Source organism: Halomonas sp. OfavH-34-E (genome assembly GCF_024124525.1).
Classification (GTDB): domain Bacteria; phylum Pseudomonadota; class Gammaproteobacteria; order Pseudomonadales; family Halomonadaceae; genus Halomonas; species Halomonas litopenaei.
In genome coordinates this window covers 17466-43333 of sequence record NZ_JAMXRY010000029.1, presented here as the reverse complement: position 1 = coordinate 43333, position 25868 = coordinate 17466, and the positions used below count along the sequence as shown (strand labels likewise).

At 65.3% G+C, this 25868-nt stretch carries 19 protein-coding genes and 1 pseudogene; 12 read left to right on the top strand and 8 right to left on the bottom strand.

The window, feature by feature from the left end; genetic code table 11:
• Positions 1-32: 32 nt before the first annotated feature.
• A complete protein-coding gene (locus tag NH448_RS13765; RefSeq protein ID WP_045995082.1) occupies positions 33-1493 on the bottom strand; it encodes a D-aminoacylase in 1461 nt (486 codons plus the stop codon).
• A 1-nt stretch (position 1494) separates the two neighbouring features.
• A complete protein-coding gene (locus NH448_RS13760; RefSeq protein ID WP_045995075.1) occupies positions 1495-2358 on the bottom strand; it encodes a MurR/RpiR family transcriptional regulator in 864 nt (287 codons plus the stop codon).
• A 213-nt stretch (positions 2359-2571) separates the two neighbouring features.
• Here NH448_RS13760 and NH448_RS13755 point away from each other — a divergent pair, with 213 nt between their 5' ends.
• Positions 2572-3801: an amino acid deaminase gene (locus NH448_RS13755; protein ID WP_083970679.1), complete on the top strand. Its 1230-nt coding sequence runs from the start codon at positions 2572-2574 to the stop codon at positions 3799-3801.
• Positions 3802-4003: 202 nt separating this feature from the next.
• Positions 4004-5107 (top strand): annotated as a pseudogene (locus tag NH448_RS13750) (DUF2235 domain-containing protein).
• Positions 5108-5177: 70 nt separating this feature from the next.
• On the opposite strand, the gene NH448_RS13745 reads toward NH448_RS13750, so the two are convergent.
• The 3 genes from NH448_RS13745 to NH448_RS13735 all read right to left on the bottom strand — a co-directional run bounded on the left by NH448_RS13745 (position 5178) and on the right by NH448_RS13735 (position 9009).
• Complete coding sequence (locus NH448_RS13745) at positions 5178-6668, bottom strand: CoA-acylating methylmalonate-semialdehyde dehydrogenase (protein WP_253028897.1); 1491 nt, start codon at positions 6666-6668, stop codon at positions 5178-5180.
• A gap of 93 nt (positions 6669-6761) precedes the next feature.
• Positions 6762-8045: a Xaa-Pro peptidase family protein gene (locus tag NH448_RS13740; protein WP_045991823.1), complete on the bottom strand. Its 1284-nt coding sequence runs from the start codon at positions 8043-8045 to the stop codon at positions 6762-6764.
• A gap of 85 nt (positions 8046-8130) precedes the next feature.
• Positions 8131-9009 carry a hypothetical protein gene (locus NH448_RS13735; protein WP_045991824.1) on the bottom strand — a complete coding sequence of 293 codons (879 nt, stop codon included), beginning with the start codon at positions 9007-9009 and terminating at the stop codon, positions 8131-8133.
• Between the two features lie 105 nt (positions 9010-9114).
• Here NH448_RS13735 and NH448_RS13730 point away from each other — a divergent pair, with 105 nt between their 5' ends.
• The 4 genes from NH448_RS13730 to NH448_RS13715 all read left to right on the top strand — a co-directional run bounded on the left by NH448_RS13730 (position 9115) and on the right by NH448_RS13715 (position 13289).
• Positions 9115-9996: a LysR substrate-binding domain-containing protein gene (locus tag NH448_RS13730; protein ID WP_045991825.1), complete on the top strand. Its 882-nt coding sequence runs from the start codon at positions 9115-9117 to the stop codon at positions 9994-9996.
• Positions 9997-10203: 207 nt separating this feature from the next.
• Positions 10204-10428, top strand: coding sequence for a hypothetical protein (locus tag NH448_RS13725; protein WP_157033011.1), 225 nt, complete (start codon positions 10204-10206; stop codon positions 10426-10428).
• A 377-nt stretch (positions 10429-10805) separates the two neighbouring features.
• On the top strand, positions 10806-11387 hold the full coding sequence (locus tag NH448_RS13720; RefSeq protein WP_045991826.1) for a manganese efflux pump MntP family protein: 582 nt from the start codon (positions 10806-10808) through the stop codon (positions 11385-11387).
• Between the two features lie 312 nt (positions 11388-11699).
• Positions 11700-13289, top strand: coding sequence for a hypothetical protein (locus tag NH448_RS13715; RefSeq protein WP_045991827.1), 1590 nt, complete (start codon positions 11700-11702; stop codon positions 13287-13289).
• Positions 13290-13479: 190 nt separating this feature from the next.
• Here the strand turns inward: NH448_RS13715 and NH448_RS13710 are convergent, their stop codons facing one another.
• Entirely contained in the window at positions 13480-14754 is a 1275-nt protein-coding gene (locus NH448_RS13710) for an AGE family epimerase/isomerase (protein ID WP_045991828.1), read from the bottom strand.
• Positions 14755-15000: 246 nt separating this feature from the next.
• Between NH448_RS13710 and NH448_RS13705 the strand changes: the two genes are divergently transcribed.
• From NH448_RS13705 to uxuA, 6 genes are all read left to right on the top strand, one after another.
• Positions 15001-15714 (top strand): GntR family transcriptional regulator, encoded by a 714-nt coding sequence (locus NH448_RS13705; protein ID WP_045991829.1) that lies wholly within the window; start codon positions 15001-15003, stop codon positions 15712-15714.
• Between the two features lie 144 nt (positions 15715-15858).
• On the top strand, positions 15859-16827 hold the full coding sequence (locus tag NH448_RS13700; protein ID WP_045991830.1) for a C4-dicarboxylate TRAP transporter substrate-binding protein: 969 nt from the start codon (positions 15859-15861) through the stop codon (positions 16825-16827).
• A 65-nt stretch (positions 16828-16892) separates the two neighbouring features.
• Positions 16893-17384, top strand: coding sequence for a TRAP transporter small permease (locus NH448_RS13695; RefSeq protein WP_045991831.1), 492 nt, complete (start codon positions 16893-16895; stop codon positions 17382-17384).
• Positions 17381-18670: a TRAP transporter large permease gene (locus NH448_RS13690; protein ID WP_083970262.1), complete on the top strand. Its 1290-nt coding sequence runs from the start codon at positions 17381-17383 to the stop codon at positions 18668-18670. Before NH448_RS13695 ends, NH448_RS13690 begins: the two co-directional genes overlap by 4 nt.
• Positions 18671-18770: 100 nt before the next feature.
• Positions 18771-20228 carry a mannitol dehydrogenase family protein gene (locus NH448_RS13685; RefSeq protein WP_045991832.1) on the top strand — a complete coding sequence of 486 codons (1458 nt, stop codon included), beginning with the start codon at positions 18771-18773 and terminating at the stop codon, positions 20226-20228.
• A gap of 25 nt (positions 20229-20253) precedes the next feature.
• The gene (uxuA, locus tag NH448_RS13680) at positions 20254-21429 is read left to right on the top strand and encodes a mannonate dehydratase (protein ID WP_045991833.1); all 1176 of its coding nucleotides are present in this window, start codon (positions 20254-20256) and stop codon (positions 21427-21429) included.
• 167 nt (positions 21430-21596) lie between these two features.
• Here uxuA and NH448_RS13675 read toward each other — a convergent pair whose 3' ends face one another.
• Both NH448_RS13675 and NH448_RS13670 read right to left on the bottom strand, forming a co-directional pair.
• Positions 21597-24107, bottom strand: a complete 2511-nt coding sequence (locus tag NH448_RS13675; RefSeq protein WP_045991834.1) for a CoA transferase — start codon at positions 24105-24107, stop codon at positions 21597-21599.
• Positions 24108-24274: 167 nt separating this feature from the next.
• Complete coding sequence (locus tag NH448_RS13670; RefSeq protein WP_045991835.1) at positions 24275-25837, bottom strand: BCCT family transporter; 1563 nt, start codon at positions 25835-25837, stop codon at positions 24275-24277.
• Between the last annotated feature and the right edge of the window lie 31 nt (positions 25838-25868).

Here is a 25868-nt window from a genome sequence, read left to right as displayed (position 1 = left end):
TCTCCTGATAAAGGCTGATGCAATAAACGTGGCTAGAGTGGCGTGGCCGCAAGGCGCACGCTTCGGCGCAACATGCGCCCGGATCGTTGGCCCGACGCCTGACCGTTGGCGTAGGCCGTCGTGCCGTTGACCAGCACCCGAAGGATGCCGCTGGCGGGCGTCTTCGGCTGGTCATAGGTGGCGCTATCTTCCAGTCGTTCGAGATCCAAAAGGACCAGATCGGCGAAGGCGCCTGGACGAATCACACCGCGGTCTTCCAGGCCAAAGGTGGCGGCGGAAAGACCGGTCATCTTGCGTACCGCCTCGGCCGGCGGCATCAGTGCCAGGTCGCGGCTGTAGTGGGCCAGCACGCGGGGAAAGGCGCCCCACAGTCGCGGGTGCGGATGCGGGTCATTGGGTAGGCCGTCGGAGCCGACCATGGTCAAGGGGTGCGCCAGCACCTGGCGCATGTCGTCCTCGCTCATGTTGTGATAGACCGCGCCGGCGGGTTGCAGGCGCCTGGCCGCGTCCATCAGCGACAGCCCCCAGTCGGCGGCGATGTCGGCCAGCGGCCGACGCGCCTGCTCCGGATGCGGCTTCGACCAGGTGATGGTGATGTCGATCTCGTCGGTGACCTGCCCCAGATCCAGGGTCGAGGAACCGGCGGTATAGGGGTAGCAGTCGCAGTGAACACGCTGGCGGCTGGCGGCGTCGGTCAACTGCGCCAGGGCCCGTGGCGCCTGGCCCCAGTTACCGGCACCGGCGCACTTCAGGTGCGAGATCACCAGCGGTGCACGGGCTTCGGCGGCGGTGGCAAAGGCCTCGTCCATCGCCTCGGCCTGTGCGGCGAACTCGTCACGCAGGTGGGTGGTGTAGATGCCGCCCGCCTCGCTGACCGCGCGCACCAGGGCACCGACCTCGGCGCTTGGCGCCTGACGGGCGTTGCGATAGGCAAGCCCAGTGCTCATGCCGATGGCCCCCTCGGCCAGCGCCTGTTCCAGAGCAAGGCGCATGGCGGCGATCTCGTCGTCGCGGGCCGGGCGCTCGAAGTCATCCATCACCAGTGAGCGCAGGCTGGTATGCCCCACCAGCGCCGCCACATTGACCGCCGGGCAGGCCGTCGCCACGGCATCGGCGTAGGCAGAGAAGCTGGGATAGGCGAAATCCTCGGCGTCGCCCAGCAGGTTCATCGGGTCGGGCACCTCGCTGCCGCGCAGCCTGACCGGCGAGGCGCTGATGCCGCAGTTGCCGACCACCACCGTGGTCACCCCCTGGCTCAGCTTCGGCAGCATCTCGGGGGTGCGCACCACATTGGTGTCGTCGTGGGTGTGAACGTCGATGAATCCCGGGGTCAGCACCAGCCCCTCGGCCTGCACCACCTCGCTGGCCTCGTGCCCGGCGAGATCCCCCACCGCCACGATACGATCCCCCTTGATCGCGACATCCGCGATGCAGGGATCTGCGCCGGTGCCATCCAGCAGCGTGGCGCGACGAATCAAGAGGTCATGGTGCATGTCAGTCTCCCAGCGGCTGGCGATTGTCACCGCCGCGATGGTCATCAAGTGCAATCTTCAAACGCCTGAGCTTGGTGCGTGCCTGGTCGCGATGACGCATGGCCAGCTCCAGCGCCAGCACGTCGATGGCGGCCATCAACGCATAGCGCGACGCCGAAGGGTGAAGAATGAAATCGGTCTCCCGGGCGGCGATGGGCAGCACCACGTTGGCGGCGGCGGCAAGCGGAGACCCCACGGCGGTGATGGCGATCACCTGGGCTCCGTACTGACTGGCGATCTGGGCCGACTCGACCATCTCCGGCGTATAGCCGGACACCGACAGCACCACCACTACGTCCTCGGGCTCCAGGGTGGCGGCCACCATCCTCGGCAGCAGACCGTGAGGATAGGCGCTGACCGCATAGCCCAGGCGCATCAGGCGAAACTGCAGCTCCTGGCACATCACGCTGGAGCCGCCGCCACTGCCGAAGGTCAGGATCTGGCGGGCATTGTCGAGTCGCTCCACCGCGCCTTCGATATCGGCCTCGAACAGCAATTCGCGGTTGAGCGCCAGGGTCTGGGCGGCAACGTCGTAGACGATGCTCGATCCCCGGGCGGGATCGGCGTCCTCGATAAAGCGACGACCGGCCGCCAGGGCACGGGTCAGGCGCAGCTTGAGGTCACGCACGTTGTCGCAGTCCACCGAGCGGGCGAAGCGGGTCACGGTGGCGTCACTGACGCCTGATCGCCGGGCGATCTCGCTGATGCTGGCCTCTGCCACGAAGTCGATGTCGTCGAAGATCAGCTCCGCCACCTTGCGCTCCGACTCGCTCAGGGAGCGAACCACCGCGGTGATGCGCGACAGGATATCGATCTGTTGACTCACGGCTTGCCTCCCTCCGTTGCGACGTTGCCAGATCACGAAGCCTGTCCAGGGCCCTCGTCATCTGCGGTATCCTTACGCTATGTTAGTTTCTAACAACCATCCACCGTTTTTTGAAAATTTCCGACAATGGTCGTAGTCAGATCAATCTTCGAACATTGCCAATCGTCCAGCGCGGCGTAACATGAGCCGCGTTCCGCCTTCAGGAGAACTTCCATGGCCCACTCCCCCTCTTCCTCTTCCTTCGATGCCAAGGGCTGCCACAAGGGCACCCTGGAAACCGGCGACCGGCTGCTGGCCGACGTCAGCCTGCCGGCGGCGGTGATCCACCAAGCGCCGCTCGCCCACAATCTGGCATGGATGCAGGACTTCGCCCGCCGCCACGGCGCCGAGCTTGCGCCCCACGGCAAGACCACCATGACCCCGGCGCTATTCCGGCGGCAGCTAGAGGCCGGCGCCTGGGGCATCACCCTGGCCACCCTGCCCCAGTGCCGCGCCGCCTTCGCCGAGGGCGCGCAGCGACTACTGGTGGCCAACCAGATGGTCGGTCAGGCCAACATGGCCATCGCCGCAGACCTGATCCGCGCCGGCGCCGAGCTCTATGTCACCGTCGACAGCGCCGAGAACCTGGACCAATTAGGCGCCTTTTTCGGGGCGGCCGGCATCTCCCTGAATATCCTGATCGAGGTAGGCGTCGAAGGGGGAAGGTGCGGACTTCGCGATGATGACGAGGTAATGGCGCTGGCCCGCCGGGCGGCTACCCTGCCCGGCATAGCCCTGGCGGGTCTGGAGGGGTATGAGGGCGTGGTCCATGGCGACGATCCGGTGGCCGGTATTCGTCGCTACGCCCAGCGCCTGGTCGACGGCGTCAAGCGACTGGCCGACGAAGGCCTGGTCGATCGCGACAAGCCCATCGTCACGGCGTCGGGTTCGGCCTGGTACGACCTGATCGCCGAAGCATTCCGCGACGGTGGACTCGAAGGCCGCTTCACCCCGGTGCTGCGCCCGGGCTGCTACGTGGTCCACGACCACGGCATCTACCGCGAGGCCCAGGCCGGCGTGCTGTCCCGGCGCCAGGACCTGCACCAGGGGCTTGAGCCGGCGCTGGAGGTGTTCGCCCAGGTGCAGTCGCTGCCCGAGCCGGGGCTGGCCATCGTGGCACTGGGCAAGCGCGATATCGGCTTCGACCTGGCGCCCGAGGTGCTCAGGCGCTATCGCGAAGGCGGACAGGCCAGCGAGCAGCTGTCGGTGGAAGGCTGGCAAGTCGTCAAGCAGATGGATCAGCACACCTTTATCCAGCTACCGGACAGCGCCCGCGACGTGCGCATCGGTGACGTCCTGGCCTTCGGCGCTTCGCACCCCTGCATGACCTTCGACAAGTGGCGCCGGCTCCATCTGGTCGATGACGCGCTCAGGGTCGTCGATACCTGGGCGACGCGCTTCTAGACACTCTGACAAGCGAACGACCAAGGGGCGGGAGGAGGCCATCCACCCGCCCCGCTCCTGCAATCTTTGCCGCAGCGCTGACAGCACGACCGATCGACGCCCTTCGCCTCTGCGCTCAATTTTCCGGCCACGCCCCCGACATACACTGACAGCGACCACCGAGCTTCGCTCGGATCAAGAGGGCTGACAGCAAGGGAAGCCGATGGCCAAGAATGTCGCGCTGTTCTTCGATGGCACCTGGCAGGTGCCGGACATGGACCTGGAAGACGGTGACACCAACACCAACGTCAGCCGGCTCTACCAGGCGGTGGCCGACAACCCCATGGCCGAGGGCGGTACCGTCAAGCGCTACTACCATGGCGTCGGCAGTGACCTGCACTGGTACGACCGCCTGGTGGCAGGCGCCACCGGACTCGGGCTATCGGAAATTCTGGTCGAGGCGTACGTGGAGCTTGTCGAACTGTTGCGCCCGGAAGACCGGCTGTTCCTGTTCGGCTTCAGCCGAGGCGCCTACACCGCGCGCAGCCTGAGCGGGATGCTTCACACCAGCGGACTGCTGCACCCCGAACACCGGCAGTTGGCGGGACGCGCCTACGCGCTTTACCGCGATCGAAGGCGTGGCCCGCAATCCGCCGAGGCTCGACGCTTCGCCTAGCGCTACGCCTGGGTGCCGGAGATCCACATGATCGGTGTGTGGGACACCGTGGGCAGCCTGGGGATTCCACTCAGGAGCTTTGCCGCCTTCAACCGCCGCCGATTCGAGTTCCATGACACCCGCCTGAGTCCGCTGGTGCGCCACGCCTACCAGGCGCTGGCGATCGACGAGCACCGCAAGGCCTTCGCCCCCACCCTGTGGTCGCCGCAGACCACCACCGCCACCCTCGAGCAGGTATGGTTTCCCGGCGCCCACTCCAACGTCGGCGGAGGCTACCGGGACCGCGTGCTGTCGGACGTCAGCCTGGACTGGATGATGGGCCGCGCCTGCGAACAGGGGCTGCCGCTGCTGCCTGACAGCCGCCCCTTGCTTGGTTCACCACCGAGCGAGGACGACATCGTCGACTCCTACCAGAGGTTTCTTTCGCGCCTCTATCGACTGATCTCGCCCCGGCGCTATCTGCGGCGCATCGGCTTTGCCTCCTTCGGCAACGAGACGCTGCACCCGAGCGTTGCCACCCGTCGTCTTGCCCTGCCCGGCTATCGCCCCGCCATCCACCTCGACACCGACAGCCCCCGAGTGAGGGCGCGAGCGCCTGCCACGGATACGACAACGCCCACTCGCAAGGAGTGGGCGTTGTCGGTGGCCTGAGTCGCTCTCCCTCGTCGGGGGTCAGAGGCCGGCGCTGCGCTTGCAGGACGAGCCAGGCCTCGAGAGCGCGCTAGTTCGAGGGGAAGTTGAACTGCGCGCTTTCCCTGTCCTGGCTCCTCGGCCAGCGCTGGGAGATGGCCTTGCGCCGGGTGTAGAAGCGCACGGCGTCGGGGCCATAGGCATGCAGATCGCCGAACAGCGACTCCTTCCAGCCGCCGAAGCTGTGGAAGGCCACCGGCACCGGCAGCGGTACGTTGATGCCGACCATGCCGACCTCGATGGCGTCGGCGAAGCGACGCGCGGCCTCGCCATCCCGGGTGAACACGCAGGTGCCGTTGCCGTACTGGTGGGCGTTGATCAGCGCAATGGCCTCATCGTAGCTGGCGACACGCACGACGCACAGCACCGGCCCAAAGATCTCGTCGCGATAGACGCTCATCTCGGGCGTGACCCGGTCGAGCAGGCTCGCGCCCAGGAAGTAGCCCGGTGACGACTCGACCAGCGGATGCTCGCGCCCATCCACCACCAGCTCGGCCCCGGCGTCGACGCCCTGCTGGAGATAGCCCGCCACCTTGTCGCGGTGCCCGGCGTTGACCAGCGCACCCATATCCAGGCCGCGCTCGGTGCCGGCACCGATCTTGAGTTCCCGAGCCTCCTGCGAAAGCCGTTTCACCAGGGCATCGGCGGTGTCATCGCCGACACACACCGCCACGCTGATCGCCATGCAGCGCTCACCGGCACTGCCGTAGGCGGCCCCGATCAGGGTGCTGGCGGCGTTGTCCAGATCGGCATCGGGCAGTACCACGGCGTGGTTCTTGGCGCCACCGAGCGCCTGGACGCGCTTGCCATTCTCGGCGCCACGCTGGTAGATCGCCTTGGCCACCGGGGTCGAGCCGACGAAGGACACCGCCTTCACATCCGGCGCATCGATCAGCGCCTCGACCACCTCACGGTCGCCGTGGACCACGCTGAACAGGCCGTCGGGCAGACCGGCTTCGGTGAGCAGCTCGGCCATCTTGAGCGCCGCCGACGGCACCTGCTCGGAGGGCTTGAGGATAAAGGCGTTGCCGCAGGCCAGCGCCATCGGATACATCCACAGCGGCACCATGGCCGGGAAGTTGAACGGCGTGATCCCGGCCACGATGCCCAGCGGCTGATGATTGGACCAGGTGTCGATGGCCGGCCCGGCGTTGTGGGAATACTCCCCCTTGAGCAGCTCCGGCACGCCGCAGGCGTACTCGACGTTCTCGATACCGCGCTTGAGTTCGCCCATGGCGTCTTCAAGCACCTTGCCGTGCTCTTCGCTGACCAGCGCGCAGATCTCGTCGGCGTCACGCTCGAGCAGCGCCTTGAAGCGGTACATCACCTGGGCGCGCTTGGCCGGCGGCGTGTCGCGCCAGGCCGGCTGGGCGCGGCGGGCCGCCTCGATGGCACTCTCGACGGTAGCAGCGTCCCCCAGGGCGACACGACCGACCGGCTCGGCGGTGGCCGGGTTGATGACATCCAGATGGCGCTGCGACGGCTGTGACTCACCGCCGATCCAATGATTCACGTCTTTCATCAAAACTCTCGATATGACTTGCTGAAAAGGCGTCAGCGCCGGGCGGCCATCTCGCGTGGGGCCCGGCGCAGCATGGTACGCAGATGATGCGGCTCAGAACTGGCGGTCGAGCAGCGCCTCGTCGAAGGGATAGCGGGACAGCTTTTCCACACCGCTGTCGGTGATCAGCACTTCTTCTTCCAGCTTGACCCCGTCGGCGGCACCCACCTCGCCGATGTAGCTCTCCACGGACACCACCATGCCGGGTTCGAGAACGCCATCCTTGGAGAAGCGATCGAAGTCCATATGGTGGGCGACCAGCGGGGTTTCACCGTGCATGCCGACGCCGTGGATGATGGAGGGATAGCGACGGTCGAGGAAGCGCTCGGGGATCTTCCAGGCCTGCTCGGCGATCTCGCGATAGCTCATGCCCGGCTTCAAGATGCCCATGTTGTGGTGCACCTGGTCGTAGGCCATGCGATACAGCTCCTTCTGGTAGGCGCTGGGGCGATTGGGGCCGACGTGGAAGGTCCGCGAGAAGTCCGAATAGTAGCCGTGACAACCGATGGTATCGGTGTCCAGCGCCACCAGTTCGCCCGGACGAATGACCCGGTCACTGGCCTCATTGAACCAGGGGTTGGTGCGCGGGCCGGACGACAGCAGACGGGTCTCGATGAACTCGCCGCCCTGACGGATGACGTTGCCGTACATGATCGCGAACAGCTCGTTCTCGGTGATGCCCGGCTTGATCGCCGCCTCGACCTCGGCCACCGCAGCCTCGCTGCCGGCCATGGACTGGGCCAGACAGGCGATCTCCTCGGGGGTCTTGATGCGCCGGCAGTGCAGGGTGTCCTGCATGCAGTCGAAGACCTCGAGGCCCTGGGCCTCGAGTGAGCGCGCCAGGTTGAGCGCACAGCGATCCAGCCCGATCTTGCGGTTGCCGCGTCCGTGCTCTTCGATCAGTTCGGCGATCTCAACACCGAAGGGGTCCGAAGAGAGGTTGTCGCGCTGGTTGACGGCGGACCACACCACCTTGGACGTGCGCGATTCATCGATGGTCTCGAGCCAGGTAGAGACGTGGGCGCTGCCCGGGTACTCGAACAGGATCACCGGCCCTTCCAGGGGCACATAGATGTAGCGGGTCGAGTTGCGCAGGAAGTAGCCGAACATGTTGCGCGAACCGGTGGCATAGCGCTGGTTGTTGGGGTCGAACAGCACCATGGCGGCGTAGCCTTGCTCCGCCATCGTCGCGCGCAGCCGCGCCAGGCGCCCGGCGCGCAGCTGCCTGGGATCGAAGGCGGTGGGGATGCTGTCGCCGTTGGCCATCGGCGCAGAGGGCACGACCGGAATATGGTCCGGCTCGTTGTCGGTCAGGTTGTCGAAATCGACGATGCTCATGTCAGGGTCCTGTTCGCAGTCGCGAGGGTCACAAGATGTTCGGGCCGAGCATCTTCACGCTCGGCCCCGATGTGGTGTGTCAGGCTCAGTCGGCCAGGGAATCGCTGCGATTCATGCCTTCCTTCAACAGGGTCTCGTGAATCGGCGCCATGCGTCCGAAGATGCGCTGGGCACGCTCGGGGCGACCGATGAAGCCGGGTTCCTTGGCGTAGGCGAAGATCACGGTGTGACGCTCCTTCTCGCCTTCCACCGGCGTCACCCGGTGCAGCGAATAGCGGCCGAAGAATACCTGCAGGTCACCCGGTTGAAGGTCCAGCGCCTTGAGCCGCGAACGATCGCCGTCCAGCACCTGCTCGACCTCGTCGAAGTTCTCACCCTCGGGGCTGCGGATGCCCGGGGCATACTCGAACCGGCCACCGCCGTGGGACTGGCGGGTCATCATGGTGACGATGAACTCGTTGGTGTCGTAGTGCCAAGGATGCTGGCAGCCCTCTCTCAGCACGTTGACCACCAGGTCCGCCAATGGGTCGGCGTATTGATGAATCTCTTCCATGCCCACGACAGTGGCGATAAAGCGCTGGAAGTCCGGGTGCTGGTAGACCTGGCGAATGATGGTGTCTTCGCCGATGCGATCGCCGGCGACAAAGCCGTTGGTGCGATCGTCGAAGCGATTGAGCGGATGGCGGGCCGGGCGCTCGGGATCGCCGGCATTGTTGTAGGGGTTGGTCTCGGTCTGGTTGTAGTGCGCCTCGGGCGACAGCCGCTCGGTCTCGCGCTCCAGCCGCGCCAACGCCTCCTCGGGGACAAAGTTCTTGAGTACCACACAGCCATCGTCGGCCAGCTGTTCGTGACAGCGCTGGATCAGCGCCCGTCCGGACTCGCCGTCCAGGTCATGAATCGGGTAGTGCTCAAGGTCGATCAGACCGTCCAGCGAGGAAGTGGTGGGCGCATCGGTGGCCTGCATGAGGAACTCCTGCCTGTCTCAAGTGATGTTGGACAGGATAGAGAGCGCCTCTTCATAATAGAAATGAATGGTTGAGATATCACTTATTTCAAAGGCTCATCGATTATGGATACCGACCTGCTCCGCGCCTTCGTCACCGTGGCCGAGTGCCAGGGCTTCAGCGCCGCCGGCCGCGTGCTGCACCGGACCCAGTCCGCCGTCAGCCTGCAGATCAAGCGACTGGAGGACCAGATGCACAAGTCGCTGTTCGAGCGCACCAGCCGCAGCGTGCTGCTGACGTCCGACGGTGAACGGCTGCTGCCCTATGCGCGACACATGCTGACGCTGGAGGACGAGGCCAGGGCGGCACTCGGCGACCGCCAGCACGGCGAGAAGATTCGTATCGGCACCTCCGAGGAACAGGCCAGCGCCTACCTGCCGGAACTGCTGCCCCGGTTCGCCGAGGCCTATCCGCATACCCGCATCGAGGTCATCTGTGGCATCAGTGCCGACCTGGTGGACAGCTTCCAGCAGGGCCTGCTCGACGTGGTCCTGTCGATCCGCCACGGACCGACGCAATCGGGCCAGTTGCTCGGCTGGGAACCCATGGTGTGGGTCGCGGCAGAAGATGCCGATCCTACCCGTGGCAGCCGACTGCCCCTGGCACTGAATCCCGAAGGCTGCATCTTTCGCGCCCACGCCCTCGCCGCCCTGGGGCGTCAGGAACGCGCCTGGGAACTGCGTTACTCGAGCCAGTCCCCCACCGGCATCAACCTTCCGGTCCAGGCGGGGCTCGCGATCACCGTCAAGACACCCCGCAGCGTACCGGCGGGCTGTCGGATTCTCGGCGAGGAGCAGGGCCTGCCGGCGCTCGGCCAGGTGGAAATCGAGATGCACCGGCGCCCCGGACATGCGAGCGACGCCTTCAACACCTTCTGCCAACAGCTCGAGGAGGTCGTCACCCACAACGACGCAGTCGCCGTGCCCGAGTTTCAGGACCAGGCCTGAGCCTGGCTCGACCGCGTGTCGGTCGAATGCCTGAGTCGCAATATCATGATCGTGACGGATTAATGGTTTGATTACCTCGTCATTACAGGCGAACTACCCCCTGATCCCTATATCGCCACAAGGAGAGATACGCCACACTTCAATAACCAGGATTCTCCGATGGTCTCGCCTGCCCGGCGGTGCCCTTGTCCTGGTCCGGAGATGACAGTGACCACGCCATTTGACGACTCCCTCGAACCTCGGGCTTCCCAGTTTGCATCGGTTGGAATGGATGGAATGGAGCTCCTTGAACAGGAACTCGAACACCTCAGAGCTCGGCATCTAAAGCTTCGCGAAGAGGTCGCAGCCATTCGCCACTATGCCGGCGACAACCTGCCCGCCAAGGCCGGCCTCGTCATCGTAAAGATGCTGGAAGACGCCTTGAAATCCTGACCGTCTTCTCTTCCCGAGAACCAACATTCTTGCCGCTGCCAATGCATCTTCTTGCTCGTTTATCGGGGAAAGGGCCTCGACGACCTTGCCGCTTTGTCGCGCCTCGGGATTACCCGCCAGCGGGCAATAGTGCGCCTCTGGCCTCTCCTTTTCTTGCCGCTGCCATAAGGTATAGTCACGGCTATATGTCTTTGTTTTGGCTTAAACTTGCAGCCTAGGTAAAGAGTTGCATCTGTCAGCCTGCGCGCTAATATCGCCATGCAAATTCGCTATCGTGTCCATAGCCAACGCCCGGAATATCGGCCGTGACGCTGCGCACGAGGCTCTTTCAGCGACATCACGTATTTTCAACAGGCAACCGCCGGATTCGCACCTTCATGACGCCCACTTCGACCCTGCTGCTCGCCTTCTCGCTATCTTCCGATGCCTTTGCCGCCTCGGTCAGCAAGGGTGCCTGCGTGCGTCGGCTGCGTTTCGTGGTGGCCCTGCAGACCGGCCTGCTGTTTGGTCTGGTGGAAGCCACGACGCCAATTATCGGCTGGCTGCTCGGCACCAGCGCCTATGACACCATTGCCCACTGGGATCACTGGATCATCTTCTTCCTGCTGCTCGCCCTGGGCGGCAAGATGATCCACAGTGGCCTCGCTCCCGCCCCCAAGGACTGCGCCAGCTGCGATTGCGGCACGACCAGCGATCGCACCCGCTGGTGGCTGATCATCGCCACCGCGATCACCACCAGCCTGGACGCCATGGCGGTGGGCGTAGGTCTGGCGTTCATGAACGCCAACATCTGGGTGACGGCACTGGCGATCGGTGGCGCCACCACCCTGATGGCGACCCTGGGCATGCTGCTGGGACGCCGGCTCGGCAAGACGGTGGGGCCGCGTGCCGAGATCCTCGGGGGGCTGGTCTTGATCGCCATCGGCGCCACCACTCTGTATCACCACCTGCTCGCCTGATCCTCTTGCCCGGTCGACCCTGTCGCGATCCCGGGCAGGTTAACTGCCAATGACTCGCTCCTAGCGCTCATCCATGCCGGCAACACGCCTGCTCTAGCAAAGTTCGTCCACGATCTCGCCCGTTTTGTCGATAGTCTGGTGCACTATTGCCGGTATCAGACGGCTGGACACCTCATGATCCTCAAGCCCAGCGCACAGGCGGCTCGATTGCCACGATGGATAGCGGTAACCGTTCTGGCCGTTCTGCTGACCGGCTGCGCTGAGCACTCCCCTTTCTCGCCAGCAGCATCCGCCACCAGACCAGCCACCGAGATGACGTCAGCCCCCCTTGCGGGTCACGGCTTCCAGTCGTCGGTACAGATCGTTCAGCGTGATCAGATTTCAGGCGACCAACAGCACCTTTCGGCCAGCCCGGCGCTGCCCAGCGCCTCCCGTTCCGCCGAGCTGGTGGCCGGGGGGATCGGACGGATGACCGCCAACCAGCTCACGACTCAAGGAACCGCCGTGGCCCGTGCTGTCGGTGCCAACGGATGGGCCAGCGCTACCGAGTCCGCCCTGGCAAGCACCGGGGCCTACCTTGAGGGACCACTGGGGGGATCTCTGGAAGCGGTTGAGGGTGTGCTCGACAGCGTCGCTGCTCTGCCGTTACTGCATCGCTTCGATGACCGGCTGCAGCGGGTGCTGTCACTGGACCGCTATCGACGTCGCCTGACCAGCACGCTGGGCATCGGACAGCAGGAACTCGATCTCGAGGAGCCATGGGGCGATCTTGAGCAGTCACTGACCACCCGAGTGGCTAGCGCTATCCAGCTCGGCCTGGAACCGATCCTGATCACCTCCGACTCCTTGCTGTGGCCAAGCCTGGCGGCGGACCTGATCGTCGCCGGAGGCGATGCGCTGTCAGACGTCAGCGCCACCACCGGCAACGCCCTGGTCGACGCCTCCGCCAGTGGGCTGAGTCGTGCCGGCCAGTGGGTCGCCCTGGCCGGTCAGGTGCTGGGAGGCCAGCGTGATGAGACCAGCCTGCAAGGGGTGGCGGCGCGCACGGCGCTGCGCCATGGCGGGATCAGCCACAGCGGCATCCCCCGGCTGGATGAGCAGGCCGTCGTCGGACTGGTCGAGAGTATCGGAAACGATGAGCGCAGCACGCTCACGGCAGCGGCGGACCTGGGCCGAGGCAGCCTGAGTCAGATGCTGGCCACCGAGGCGGTGGGCCTGACCGGTGAGTTCGGCGTCATGGTCACGCGTCCCGGCGACATGCTCGACGACCGGGTGACACTCGCCCTGGCCCCGGCCCAGCAACTGGGCGACATGTCGGCCAATCTGTCATCGCTGGTAGGCGACACTCGCACCACCCTCGAGGAGGTCGGACGGCTGGTCGATGCCGGCCAGGACCTGTCCGGGCGTTTGCAGGGTCTGGTGCTGGCGGACAGCCTGGACAGTGGTGTCACGACCCTTGGGCGCGTCGATCAGGGCCTCGACAGGACCGGCAACCGGCTGCTGCCCCTGGCCGACACCCTGGTCGAGGGGCTGGCGCAGGCCGATACCCGCATCGAGACGCTGGCCGATCGCCTGGGAGGCACGCTTGACCCCGTCACCAGCGCCCAGCAGGACGGCGTCAACCGCCTGGCGGACGCCGTGGTGCAGGCGCCGATGTCCAGTCGCCCGTTAAGCGAACTGGGAGACGCCGTGGTCGCACTGGGCGACGGCATGCGCCTTGCGCCGATCGCCGCCGGGCTCGACTGGATGATGGTGGTGCCGGTACCCGGGCGCGAAGGCCCGCTCGCAGGCGACGCACCTGCCGACTCGCCAACCGCCGGCACAGACACCGACCGGAGTCCCGGCCACCCCACCGTCGACGGCCACACCCTCGCCGGCTCCCGCGCTGACCATATGCCCTGAGAAGCCGTTGCCTCCGTGGCCTGAGCACGCCGCCACGGCAGCGCCATCTTCGCTTCAAGCTCCCGGGCATCTCAGGCGACAGCAGCGGCTGCAGCACCGGCTACCCGATCGATTTCCTTTAAAGCAGAGCCTGTTGAAACGTTGCTCAGACAGGCCCTCTCCAGCACGACCCTGTCTGGATCAACCCTGCCTATATCAACCCACCCCAGGGCGAATGGGCCAGAGCGCTGGCCGGCGTCGGCGCCAGCGGCAGGAGGGGCAGCAGGGTCGCCTGAAAGGCGTGATAGATATCCGGCTTGCCTTCCGGCCAGTAGCGCGCGCGGGGCTGGCTGCTCTCGTCGAGTTCGTGAATCCAGCCCCCCCGGTCATGATCGATGATGTGGCGATCGATGTAGGCCCACCAGGTGGCGTACCAGTCGGCATACTGCTGACGCCCGGTGCGCACCAGCAGCGCATGCGCCGCCCCCACCGCCTCGCTGGTGACCCAGTGGCGACGGGCGGTGATCACCGGACGCTTGTCCCAGTCCAGGGTGTAGACGAAGCCCGGCTGCCCGTCAGCCTGCCAGCCATGCTTGGCGGCGGCGGCAAACAGCCCTTCGGCGTCCTCCAGCAGCCAGGCCGGCGCTGGTCGTCCGTGCCTCAGGCACGATGCCTCCAGATTGAGCAGCAGGCGCGACCATTCCAGCGAATGTCCGGGCGTCAGGCCGAAGGGCCGGAACTGATCGGCGGGCAGGTCCTTGTGAAAGTCGTAGAGCACCGTCATCCGGCAATCGAAGTGCTCGGGGACCAGGTAATCATGCTGGCGGGCGTGGGTGTGAATAAAGCGCTCGGCGATCGCCACCGCACGATCGAGCCAACGTAGCTCTCCGGTAGCGTCGCACAGCGCCAGATAGGCCTCTATCGAGTGCATGTTGCTGTTGGCACCGAGATAGTCGTCGAGCTGCGTCCAGTCCCGCTCGTAGCTTTCCAGGCACAGCCCCATGTCGTCCGACCAGAAGTGGCGGTCGATGACGTCGATGGCCCGATCCAGCAGTTCGCGGGTTTCGCGACTGCCCAGCGCCATATGCGCCGACGAGGCGGCCAGCGCCACGAAGGCGTGGGTATAGGCGTGCTTGATGGTGGCGGCGCCGGGCTCCTGCTGTCCCTGGTACCAGCCTCCGTGTTGCTCGTCGGCGAGCAGCCCAAGCCCGGCGATGCCGTGTTCGACCTTGGCGCGGGCGAAGGGCACGCCGAGGCGGTGGGCGAGCGAGAACACATGGGTGAGTCGCGCGGTCTGCAGGGTCGTTACCGGCCTCGCGGCGTCCAGCTTGCCCTCGATATCGAGCCAGCCGTAGCCGCCCTGGGGGTGTTCGGCGGCGGCGCCGAACTCGAGCAGGCGCATCCCGGTCTTGGCGAGCCAGCGGCGGTGTTCGTCCTTGCGCAATAGACAGTCGTCCGGTGCAGCGATGTAGGTGGGATGTGACATGGCGTCCTCCGGGGTGACGAATCAAGGTGGCGAGTCGAGATGAGACCAAAGTGCTATACGTCCAGGCCTGACAGCGCGCTTTCGCTACCCTAGTATGACTACCATACAAGTCATATCAGACCAAAGCTCAAAGGCCTGACGCCTTAACGGCTCAAGGCTTCAACGGCCTCAAGGCTCAGAAGCCGGAAAGCTGAAAAGTCGAAAAGCTGGAAAGACTGAAACGCTCAACAACAGGTAGGTGCCCCCATGCTGACCCCCGCAATCGCTGAACTCTGGGAACAGGATGCCGCCGGTGGATCGGTGCGTCAGCGGCTCTACCGCGTACTTAGACTCGCCATCATCCGGATGCAGTTCGCCCCTGGCCAGGCACTGTCCGAGAAGGAGATTTCCGACGCCTTCTCGGTCAGCCGACAGCCGGTACGCGAAGCCTTTATCCGCCTGTCCGAGGCAGGTCTGGTCGACGTTCGACCACAACGCGGCACCTATGTCGTTGGCATCTCGCAGAAGTCGGTGCGCGAAGCGCGCTTCGTCAGGGAGGCGGTCGAAACCGCCGTCAGCGCCTCCGCCGCCAGGCAAGGGCTCGCCGACAAGGTGATCTACGAGCTGCGGGATCTGATCGAACGCCAGATTCGCTGCGCCAGCAGCGGCCAGTATGACCAGTTCTTCATCCTCGACGAGGACTTCCACCGCGTGCTCGCCCTTGGCGCCGGACACGAGACCGCCTGGCGCGTCATCGAAGAGGTCAAGGCACAGCTCGACCGGGTGCGCTACCTCAGCGTGCCTGACACCACGCCCTTCGAAAAGCTGGTCCAGCAGCACGCCGACATTGTCGATGCCATCGAACAGAGAGACGAAGACAAGGCCCGCCAGGCCATGCTGGTGCATCAAAGCGAGATCCTGATCTCCCTGCCCCAGATGGTGCAGCGCTTTTCGTCGATCTTCGAGGACACCAACGGCTGATCGTTATCTACCCGGCAGACGTCTCTCATGGGCAAGGGCCAGCCGGCCCCTGCCCTGCGGCCTGCCGGGCCACTCCCCCGGAAGCAACTGCAACAGCAACGACAACAACTGAAGCGACAACAACAAGTGATAAGGAGACGCCCCATGTTCAAGAAGTCTGTCATTCTCGCCGCCGCTGTCCTCAGCAGCACCCAGGCCCTTGCCGCCTACGAACTGAACCTGTCCACCGCCCAGAGCAGCCAGGACCCCATGGTCAAGGCGATGGAAAACGCCGCCGAACGGATCGAGGAAAGAAGCGAGGGCGAAGTCACCCTGAACATCTTCTCCAGCAGCCAGCTCGGCGCCGACAACGACATGATCGAGCAGATCCGCAACGGCGCCAACATCGCGGTACTGACGGACGCAGGCCGCCTGTCCGAGTTTCAGCCTGAGCTCGGGATTCTTGCTGCGCCCTACCTGGTCGAGAGCCACGAGGACTACGACCGCATCACCTCTTCCGAGCCCTACCTCGAGTGGGTCGAGCTGCTGGCGGAAAACACCGGCATGCGCCTGATGAACTACAACTGGTTCCAGGGCACCCGCCAGATGTTCACCCAGAAGCCGATCGAAGGTCCCGAGGACCTCGACGGTGTGCGCATCCGCACCATCAACTCCCCGGGCTGGATCAAGACCATCGAAGGCATGGGCGCGACCCCGGTACCGCTGCCCTGGTCGGAAATCTACTCGGCCATCCAGCTCGGCACCATCGACGGCGCCGAGGCGCAGTTGACCGGCGCCCACGGCCTGCGGCTGCAGGAAGTGACCAGCAACGTCACCCTGACCAATCACATCCACCTGATGACGGGCCTGCTGGTTTCCGAGCGCTGGTACCAGGAGCTTCCCGACGAGCTGCGCTCCATGCTCGACGAAGAGCTCAAGAAGGCCGGTGACGAAGCCACCCAGATGACGGTCGACGCCCAGGCCGATGTGCGCAAGGAGATGGAAGAGGCCGGCGTCGAGTTCGCCGAGGTCGACACCGAACTGTTCAGCAGCCAGATGCAGGCGGTTTACGACGACATGGGCTGGACCGAACTGCGCGAGCAACTCGAGCCTGTGCTCAGCGCCGGCGAATAACCCCCCCTCAAGACCTGATCCAAGCGTCCACCGCTGCCGATGCCGGCAGCGGCTGGGGAGGACCCATGTGGAAGCACTATGACACTTTCGAGGAGTGGCTGGCCGTCGCGCTGCTGTTTCTCACCGCGGCCAGCATCCTGTTCAGCGCCACCACCCGGGCCATGGGCAACCCCATGCTCGGCGGCGCCGAACTGGCCCAGCTGTTCTTTATCTGGGCCTGCATGTTCGGCGCAGATATCACCCTGAAGAAAGGAGGCCAGATTCGGGTCGATGCCCTGCTGACCCGGCTGCCCCGATCAGGCCAGTGGCTGGCGAACCTGGTGACGGTGGGACTGATGATCGTCTTTCTGGCTTGCCTGGCACGCTATGGTTTCTCGCTGGCGTTCTCCAACTGGCAGCGTCCCCTCGGCTTTGCCGGGATCAGCTACGGCTACGTGACGCTGGCACTGCCCGTAGGCGCCGTTATGATGATCGTCTCGCTGGTCAGGCGGCTTGCCGCGGTCGGCATTGTTCAGGCGCTGGAGCCCGACAGCGACCAGCAGGAGCAGCTTCTGTGACGACACTCGCCATCCTGATTCTCGGCCTGGTACTGATGGCCATCGGCATGCCGGTCGCCTTCGCCATCGGCATGGCCGGTTTTACCTATTTCCTGTTGCCCGAGACCTTCCTGCCGACCAGCACGGCGGTACAGCGGATCGTCTCGGCCAGTCAGTCCTTTCCGCTGCTGGCGGTGCCGCTGTTCATCCTGATCGGGCACCTGATGAACGCCAGTGGCATTACCCCACGTCTGCTGCGCCTGGCCACCCTGCTGACCGGCTGGATGACCGGCGGTCTGGCCCAGTCGAGCCTTGCCCTGAGCGCTATGATGGGGGGCATCTCCGGCTCGGCGGTGGCCGATGCGGCGATGCAGTCCCGGGTGCTGGGCGGCAACCTGATCGCACGGGGCTATTCGCCGGGCTTCACCGCCGCCCTGCTGTCCATCGGCGGGCTGATCACCGCCACCATTCCGCCGAGTATCGGCCTGATCATCTACGGCTTCCTCGGTGAGGTGTCGATCGGCCGGCTGTTCATCGCCGGCGTGGTGCCGGGCATCCTGCTGCTGGTGGCGCTGATGATCGCCACCAGCGTGATGTCGCACCGGCGCGGCTACGTGCCAGAACTCGAGAAGGCGCCGTCGCTGGGCGAAGTCTGGCAGGCGACCAGGAGCAGCATCTGGGCGCTGCTGTTCCCGGTATGGCTGCTGGTGGGCATCCGCTACGGCCTGTTCACCCCGTCCGAGGCCGGCGCCTTCGCCATCGTCTACGCCATCGTGGTGGGCTGCTTCATCCACCGGGAGCTGACCCTGACGTCGATCATCGATGCCTTCCGTGCTGGTGTCCGCGACGTCGGCATGATCATGCTGATCATCATGTTCTCCGGCGCCATCAGCTACGTGGTGTCCTTCGAACGAGTACCGCAGACCATCACCGAGGTCACCCTCGGGGTGTTCGAAAGCCCCACCACCCTGCTGCTGGTGCTGTCGCTGTTGCTGATCGTGCTGGGCATGCTGCTGGAGGCGACGGTGGTGGTCATGCTGCTGGCCCCCATCCTGGTACCGGTGATCAAGGCCGCCGGCATCGACCCGGTGCACTTCGGCCTGTTGATGATGACGCTGGTGACCTTCGGCGGCATGACGCCACCCGTCGGGGTGTCGATGTACACGGTGTGCGGCATTCTGCGCTGCTCCTTCATTTCCTACACCCGGGAAATGCTGCCCTTTGCCCTTGCCGTGTTCGCCGTGGTGCTGGCCATCATCTTCTTCCCGCAGATCGTGCTGTTTCTGCCCGACTATCTGATGGGATAGCGGATGCACCAGGATGTAGTGAAGCGGACATGTCAGACACCGGCACCACACAACCGACCGAGCCTGCGGGCCTTCCTCCGGGACTGAGGTAGAGAACAAGATGACCCACTTCGTCGAAGCACCGAACTTCGCCTGCGACATCGGTATCGTCCACCTGGGACTCGGTGCCTTTCACCGTGCCCACCAGGCGGTCTATCTGGCGCGCTATCTCGAGCGCAGCGGTGACACCGCCTGGGGGCTGTGCAGCGCCAACCTGCGCTCCAGCGTCGGCCTGGTCGATGGGCTGCGTGCGGCGGGCCATCGCTACCATGTGGCCGAGTTCACCGATAGCGACAACGTCACGCTCAGAGAGATCGGCGTGATTCAGCAGACGCTGTTCACCGGCCGAGACAGCGAAGGCCAGCAGGGCCGGGATCTGGAAGCACTGCTGACGCGATTGACGTCTTCCAAGGTACGCATCGTGACCCTGACGGTGACCGAGAAGGGCTACTTTCTCAGCCCGACCAGCGGCGATCTGCTTGTCGACGATGCGATGATCAAGGCCGACATTGCCTCACCGAACACACCGCAGACCGCCCCCGGTATCCTGGTCGAGGCGCTGGCCCGCCGTCGCGCCGCCGGCCTGCCCCCCTTCACCGTGCTGTCCTGCGACAATATGCCGGACAACGGCCGCCGCACGCGCAACGCCATCGTGCAGCTCGCCGCCCTGCGCGACAGCGACCTGGCCGACTGGATCAGCGACCAGGTGGCGTTTCCCTGCAGCATGGTCGACCGCATCGCGCCGGCCATGACCGACGCCGACTTCGCCCGGCTGGGCGAGCTGGGAGTCGAGGATCCCAACGCGGTGGTGTGCGAGGCCTTTTCCCAATGGGTCATCGAGGATGACTTCCCCCAGGGCCGGCCCGACTGGGAAGCCGAAGGGGTCGAGATGGTCTCCGAGGTGGCCCCCTTCGAGACCATGAAGCTGCGCATGCTCAACGGCAGCCACTCACTGCTGGCCTACCTGGGCGCCATCGATGGCGTCGAGACGGTCTACGATGCGGTCAGCCGCCCCGAGTTCCGCGCCCTGCTGCGTCGTTACATGCTCAAGGAAGCGGCGACAACGCTGCACATGCCGGACGGGGTCGACCTCGAACGCTACGCCGACGAGTTGCTGGCCAGGTTCGCCAACGACAGTCTGCGCCATCGGCTGGCTCAGATCGCCATGGACGGCAGCCAGAAACTGCCCCAGCGCTGGCTTCACGGCGCCCTCGAGCGGCTGCAGGACGGCCACGAGGTACCCTGCACCGCACTGGGGCTGGCCGCCTGGGTACGCTACACCTCCGGCGTCTCGCTCGACGGCCAGCCACATGAGGTGAGCGACCCGCTGGCATCGCGCTTCATCGAGCTGCATGAACGTCACGGCGATGACCCTGAAGCGCTGGTGGCGGCCTTTCTGGCCCAGCAGGACATCGTCCCTGCGGCCCTGGCGGCGCAGCAGGGATTTGCCGATGCTGTCACCGATGGCTACCGCCGACTGATCAATACCGGGCTTGCGGCGTCACTGAGCACCCTCTAGCCGGGCCCGAGAAAAGGAGATTTCCATGCAACACACCTGGCGCTGGTTCGGCCCCAAGGACCCGATCCGACTCGAGGAGATTCGCCAGACCGGCGCGACCGGCATCGTCACCGCCCTGCACGAGGTGCCCAACGATGAGGTCTGGTCCCGGCAGGCCATCGCCGAGCGCAAGCAGATGATCGAGGACGCTGGCCTCGAATGGTCGGTGGTGGAGAGCGTGCCGGTGCACGAGGCGATCAAGAAAGGACTGCCCGAGCGCAACGCCCTGATCACCCGCTACTGCGACACCCTGCGCAACCTGGCGGCCTGCGGCATCGATACCGTGTGCTACAACTTCATGCCGGTGCTCGACTGGACCCGCACCGACCTGCGCTGGGCGATGCCGGATGGCGCCCTGGCGCTGCGTTTTGACCAGACAGCCTTTGCCGCCTTCGACCTGTACCTGCTCGCCAGACCAGGCGCCGAGAACGAGTACAGCGACGACGAGAAGACCGAAGCCAGGAGCTACCTCGATAGCCTGGACGCCGAAGCCCGCCAGTCACTGGTCGATACCCTGATCGCCGGCCTGCCCGGCGCCGAAGAGCACTACACCCTGGAGCGCTTTCGCGAGGTACTGGCCGGATACGCCGAGATCGACGCCGAGCGGCTGCGCGAACACCTCGGCTACTTTCTGAAAGCGGTCATCCCGGTCGCCGAAGAACTCGGCATCAAGATGGCGATCCACCCCGATGACCCGCCCCGGCCGCTGCTCGGCCTGCCCCGGGTGGTCTCGACGGCGGCGGACGCCGAGTGGATCCTTGAGGCCGTCGACAGCCCGGCAAATGGCCTGACGCTGTGCACCGGGTCCTACGGCGTGCTCGCCGCCAATGACCTGGCCGCCATGGTTCAGCGCTTTGGTCCCAGCATCCACTTCGTGCATCTGCGCTCGACCCGGCGCGAGTCCCCCGACCCTCGCTCCTTCCACGAGGCGCCGCACCTGGACGGTGACGTCGACATGGTCGCGGTCATCAGCGCGCTGGTCGCCGAGGAACGCCGTCGCGAGCGCGAAGGCGGCCGACGCTTGCCGTTGCGCCCCGACCACGGCCACCACATCCTCGACGATCAGCACCGCGCCACCGCCCCGGGCTACCCGCTGTACGGCAGGCTGCGCGGCCTGGCCGAGCTGCGTGGCGTCGAGACCGCGGTGCGCCAGCTCACCTGACGCCCTGGCGTTCCACCAGCCGCTGCGCTGGCGACGCCCGTCGCAGCGGGAGTGGTCCAGCGCAACGAAAACGACCAGACGGGGAGGCACGTTCCCCGCCTGGTCGGCTCAGGACACCTTCAGCCCGCCTGGTCGGCTCAGCGCAAAAACCCCGCGCCGAACACCACTCAGGTCGGCAGATACTCCTCGCTCCAGCTCTCCGACACGACGCCTTCGGCGATCAACCGATCGATCTCCTCGGGGCTGTGCCCCAGCTCTTCGAGCACCTGACGGCTCGAGCTGCCGTACTTCTCCGACGGCGCCAGCGGATAGATGCGACCTCGCTTGGGACGGATGGCGTACGGATCGAGCTGCGTGATGACGTGACCGCTGGGGTGCTCGTCGTAGACGGTGAAGGAGTAGCTGCCACGATCGATGCCCGGGGTGTTGTCCCAGCGCCGCGAGTTGTAGGAGCGCAGGGCCTCGATGTTCTCGCACACCGCCGCGGCGATGCCCGCCTTCTGCAGCCGTTCCACCCAGTCGGTGGCCACCGCATTGATAAAGCGAGGTGCCAGATAGGCCGCCCGCTCCTCCGGCGGAACATCGACCACCCCTTCGATCCCCGGCACCTGGGCGAACTTGTGCAGGTCCCGCTCGTAGGCGCTGATCAGCACCACCCCGTCGGCGGTAAAATAGAAGCGCGACAGATCGTCGTAGCCGTTGAGTTCACGGCCCGAGGGCTCGTCGAACAGGCCGCGTCGCTCGTAGTCGTAGCAGAACGGCATCTGGGCCAGGCCGCTGAGCGCCGACAGCGAGGTCTTGACCCGGCTGACCCGGCGGGTACGCAGCTTCTGGTACAGGGCGGTGGCGACACCAAGAGAGGCACCGAAGCCGCACATCACGTCGATGGTGCCGACGTGGGCGTGCTCTTCTGGCGTGTCCATGCTACCCCCGAAGCGCAGCATGATGCCGGTGGTGGCCTGCACCAGGTCGTCGTAGCCCAGGTAGTTGGTCCGGGGGCCCTGCTTCACCCCGCTGAAGCAGTCGAGCTGGCAGAAGATCGCCTCGGGATTGATGCGCTGCATTTCCGCCTCGGTCAGCCCCATCCGCTCCACCTGCCTGTCGGTGGCATTCCACACCACCACGTCGCTCTGGCGGATCAGCTCGTCGAGGATTTCACGCCCCCGAGGCACCTGGATATCGGTCAGCAAGGAGCGCTTGGAGCGCATATGCGACAGGCCGAAGATGACCGTGTTCCAGCAGTCGTAGAACGGCTTGGCGGGGTCCACCTTGATGATGTCGGCGCCGAAGCGTGCCAAAAAGGCCACCGAGTGGGGACCGGCGATGACGTTGCACAGATCCAGCACCTTGACGCCTTCGAGCCAACCGTCCTTGGCGTTGCGCGCACGAACCCGGGGCAGCTTGGTCTCGATGCGATGCAGCAGTGCCAGCGCCTGGTCGAACGACACCCAGCGGCGCGGCGTCGGGGTGAGCATCTCGTGGCCGCTGTCGTGCAGCCAGACCATCGGGCCGGGCTGGGTCATCAGGCCGAATTCGGGATCGTCCACTTCGATCATCAGCCCGGCGGTCTCGGCGTGGTCGTCGTGGATCCACTCCTGCAGCCAGCGCTGCGGCGCGCCAGGGAACTTGCCACGGCCGAAGATCTTCTCCCACTCCTTGGAGGTGCGGGTAAGGAACACCTCCTTCATGCGCGCGGCGATATGATCCGCCCAGCGCTTGGGCAGCGGGTAGACGCCTAGTGACACGTCACTCTGCCACTGGCTGGTGGGCGCATAGGTGTCGGGCTCTTCCACCAACCCTTCCTCCACCAGTTCGTCGTAGAGACCGAGCACCTTGAGACAGCGCTTGGCGTGCTCCTTGTGACTCGGGCAGACCACGTAGAACATGCGCCCGTCCTTGCACTTGTAGCTGCGATAGAAGGGATCGAGCAGTTCCTGCAGTTCGTCGTAGTCCAGGTTCATCGGCGCGCCTTCGATACGGCGACGCTCGATCTCCTTTTCGCGCTGGGTCTTGTAGCGCTCCGGCAGGCCCTCGATCTTGATCGAGTTGTAGCAGAGGCCTTCCATCAGGGCGCAGGCGATGGGCACTTCGATCTCGTCGCCGAGGCCGGTACGCTCACGCGCCTGCAGCGCCAGGGTGACGGCGGTGGCCGCCAGCATGGTGCCGTAGGCCGAGCCCAGCGGCAGCGGCGAGAAGGACGGATTGATGCCCATCAGCACCCGGTTGAGCCCCATGTCGGTAAACACCCCCGAGTGGGCGGCGATGACGCTCTCGAAGGCCCGCCAGTCACGGCGCAGCTCGTCGTTGGAGGCAAAGCCCGGCATCGACAGGGTGATCAGTTCCGGACGCTCTTCGCGCAGCGCGCTGAAGTCGATGCCCAGGCGCTGCATGACGCCGGGCCGGAAGCTTTCGATCACGATATCGGCCTCCTCGATCAGCGCCAGCGCCTGTTCGAGGCCCTCGTCGGTCTTGAGGTCGATCGTCACGATCAGCTTGTTGCGCTGCAAGGTGGCGTTGGCCGGTGACTCCCACATGGGCCCCGTGGGCGGGTCCACGTGAATGACCGTGGCGCCCAGGTCGGCGAGGATCATCGCCACCGCAGGGCCGGCCATGTACTGACCGAAGTCGATGACCTTGACGTCCTTGAGCGGCAGTTGGGAATGAGGATTCGGTGACATCGGGGTCTTCCTGTAGAGCAAGGGTGGCAACGTGAGGAGGCCGAAGCCTCCTCGGTGACGTCAGTGTTTGCCGTCTTCGATAACCAGGTGGGGTTCAAGGACCTTCTTGGCGAAGTCCTGGCGCAGCCAGCGCGGCAACGTGAGGAGGCCGAAGCCTCCCCGGTGAATCAGTGTTTTCCGTCTTCGATAACCAGGTGGGGTTCAAGGACCTTCTTGGCGAAGTCCTGGCGCAGCCAGCGCACCAGTGACCATGCCAGGATCGCCAGCACGGGAATCATCGGCAGCGCCACCACGATGGTGGAGGTCTGCACCGGCTTGAGCCCGCCAAGCTGGATCAACGCTACCCCGACGCCGGCGATCAGAAACGCCCAGATCAGGCGGATCTTGCGCTGCGGTTCCTGATAGCCAGACAACTTGCGCGAGGTCACCGACGCCAGCACGTAGGCGGAGCTGTCCAGGGTCGTCGCCAGGAAGATGAAGCACAGCAGCACGAACAGGGTGGTAATCACACCGGACATCGGCAGGGTGCCGAGGATCGCCTCGACCGCAGCGGGGATGCCTTCGGCCGAAAGAATGGCCGCCACGTCCAGGGTGCCGGAGATCTGCAGGTCCAGCGCATAGCCGCCCCACACCGCGAAGAACACCCAGCAGCCCAAGGAACCGAACACCATTTCGGCGATGATCAGCTCACGGATGGTGCGACCGCGCGAGATGCGGGCGACGAACAGGCCCATCATCGGGGCGTAAGCGATCCACCAGGCCCAGTAGAACACCGTCCAGTCGCGCCAGAAGCTGGAGTCCCCCACCGGGTCGGTCCACATGCTCATGGGCACGAAGTTGGAGACCATCTTGCCGAGGCTGTTGACCCAGCCCTCCACCATGAACAGGGTGTCGCCCACCACCAGGGTGAACACCAGCAGTACCCCCGCCAGCAGCACGTTGATGTCCGACAGGATCTTGATGCCCTTGGCCAGGCCGAACCACACACTGGCGGAGAAGATGGCGGTCCAGATCAGCAGCACCGCGATATCCAGCATGAACGACGGTGACACCCCGAGCAGACCGCTCAGCAGCTGCGATACCAGCGGCACCGCCAGCCCCAGCGAGGTACCGACGCCACCGACGATGCCGAAGACCACCACCGCATCGAGAAGCGCGCCCCACCAGCCGTCGGCATGACGCCCCATCACCCCGCGGGCGGCCACGGACAGCCTGACGCCCGGGCGGTTATGGACGAACATGGAGTAGGCGATCGGGATAGCCGGCAGGCAATAGAAGGCCCAGGGCGTGAAGCCCCAGTGGAACTGGCCGTAGGTCAAGGCCCACTCGGCCGCTTCCTGTGAGCTTGGCTCGACGCCGAAGGGAGGGCCGGTGAAGTAGTAGATGGGTTCGACCCAGGCCCAGTTGACGATGGCGATGCCGATACCACCGGCAAAGATCATCGCCACCCAGCTGAAGTAGGAGAACTCCGGCTTGTCATCGGGGCCGCCGAGCCGCACGTTGCCGTAGCGGCTGATGGCCAAGCCCACCAGAAAGACCACCACGGCGATGCCGGCGAGCAGATACAGCCAGCCGAATCGCCCGGTGGCGAAGGCAAAGGCCGCATTGACCAGTGCGGCCCCCGACTCCGGGAACACGATGATGGGCAGGATCAGGCCTGCGATGACCAGCACGGCGGGTACGAAGACCCGCAGGTCGAGTCGATCAGAATGGGACTCTGGCGCGTTCATCAGGGATACCTTTATCGTTTGTTGTTGTGAC

Coding starts and splice junctions, on each gene's coding strand:
- NH448_RS13745 (WP_253028897.1), bottom strand. CDS start 6,668: ATGAAAGACGTGAATCATTGGATCGGCGGTGAGTCACAGCCGTCGCAG.
- NH448_RS13740 (WP_045991823.1), bottom strand. CDS start 8,045: ATGAGCATCGTCGATTTCGACAACCTGACCGACAACGAGCCGGACCAT.
- NH448_RS13735 (WP_045991824.1), bottom strand. CDS start 9,009: ATGCAGGCCACCGATGCGCCCACCACTTCCTCGCTGGACGGTCTGATC.
- NH448_RS13710 (WP_045991828.1), bottom strand. CDS start 14,754: ATGTCACATCCCACCTACATCGCTGCACCGGACGACTGTCTATTGCGC.
- NH448_RS13715 (WP_045991827.1), top strand. CDS start 11,700: ATGACGTCAGCCCCCCTTGCGGGTCACGGCTTCCAGTCGTCGGTACAG.
- NH448_RS13720 (WP_045991826.1), top strand. CDS start 10,806: ATGACGCCCACTTCGACCCTGCTGCTCGCCTTCTCGCTATCTTCCGAT.
- NH448_RS13755 (WP_083970679.1), top strand. CDS start 2,572: ATGGCCCACTCCCCCTCTTCCTCTTCCTTCGATGCCAAGGGCTGCCAC.
- NH448_RS13670 (WP_045991835.1), bottom strand. CDS start 25,837: ATGAACGCGCCAGAGTCCCATTCTGATCGACTCGACCTGCGGGTCTTC.
- NH448_RS13695 (WP_045991831.1), top strand. CDS start 16,893: ATGTGGAAGCACTATGACACTTTCGAGGAGTGGCTGGCCGTCGCGCTG.
- NH448_RS13675 (WP_045991834.1), bottom strand. CDS start 24,107: ATGTCACCGAATCCTCATTCCCAACTGCCGCTCAAGGACGTCAAGGTC.
- NH448_RS13700 (WP_045991830.1), top strand. CDS start 15,859: ATGTTCAAGAAGTCTGTCATTCTCGCCGCCGCTGTCCTCAGCAGCACC.
- NH448_RS13765 (WP_045995082.1), bottom strand. CDS start 1,493: ATGCACCATGACCTCTTGATTCGTCGCGCCACGCTGCTGGATGGCACC.
- uxuA (WP_045991833.1), top strand. CDS start 20,254: ATGCAACACACCTGGCGCTGGTTCGGCCCCAAGGACCCGATCCGACTC.
- NH448_RS13705 (WP_045991829.1), top strand. CDS start 15,001: ATGCTGACCCCCGCAATCGCTGAACTCTGGGAACAGGATGCCGCCGGT.
- NH448_RS13730 (WP_045991825.1), top strand. CDS start 9,115: ATGGATACCGACCTGCTCCGCGCCTTCGTCACCGTGGCCGAGTGCCAG.
- NH448_RS13685 (WP_045991832.1), top strand. CDS start 18,771: ATGACCCACTTCGTCGAAGCACCGAACTTCGCCTGCGACATCGGTATC.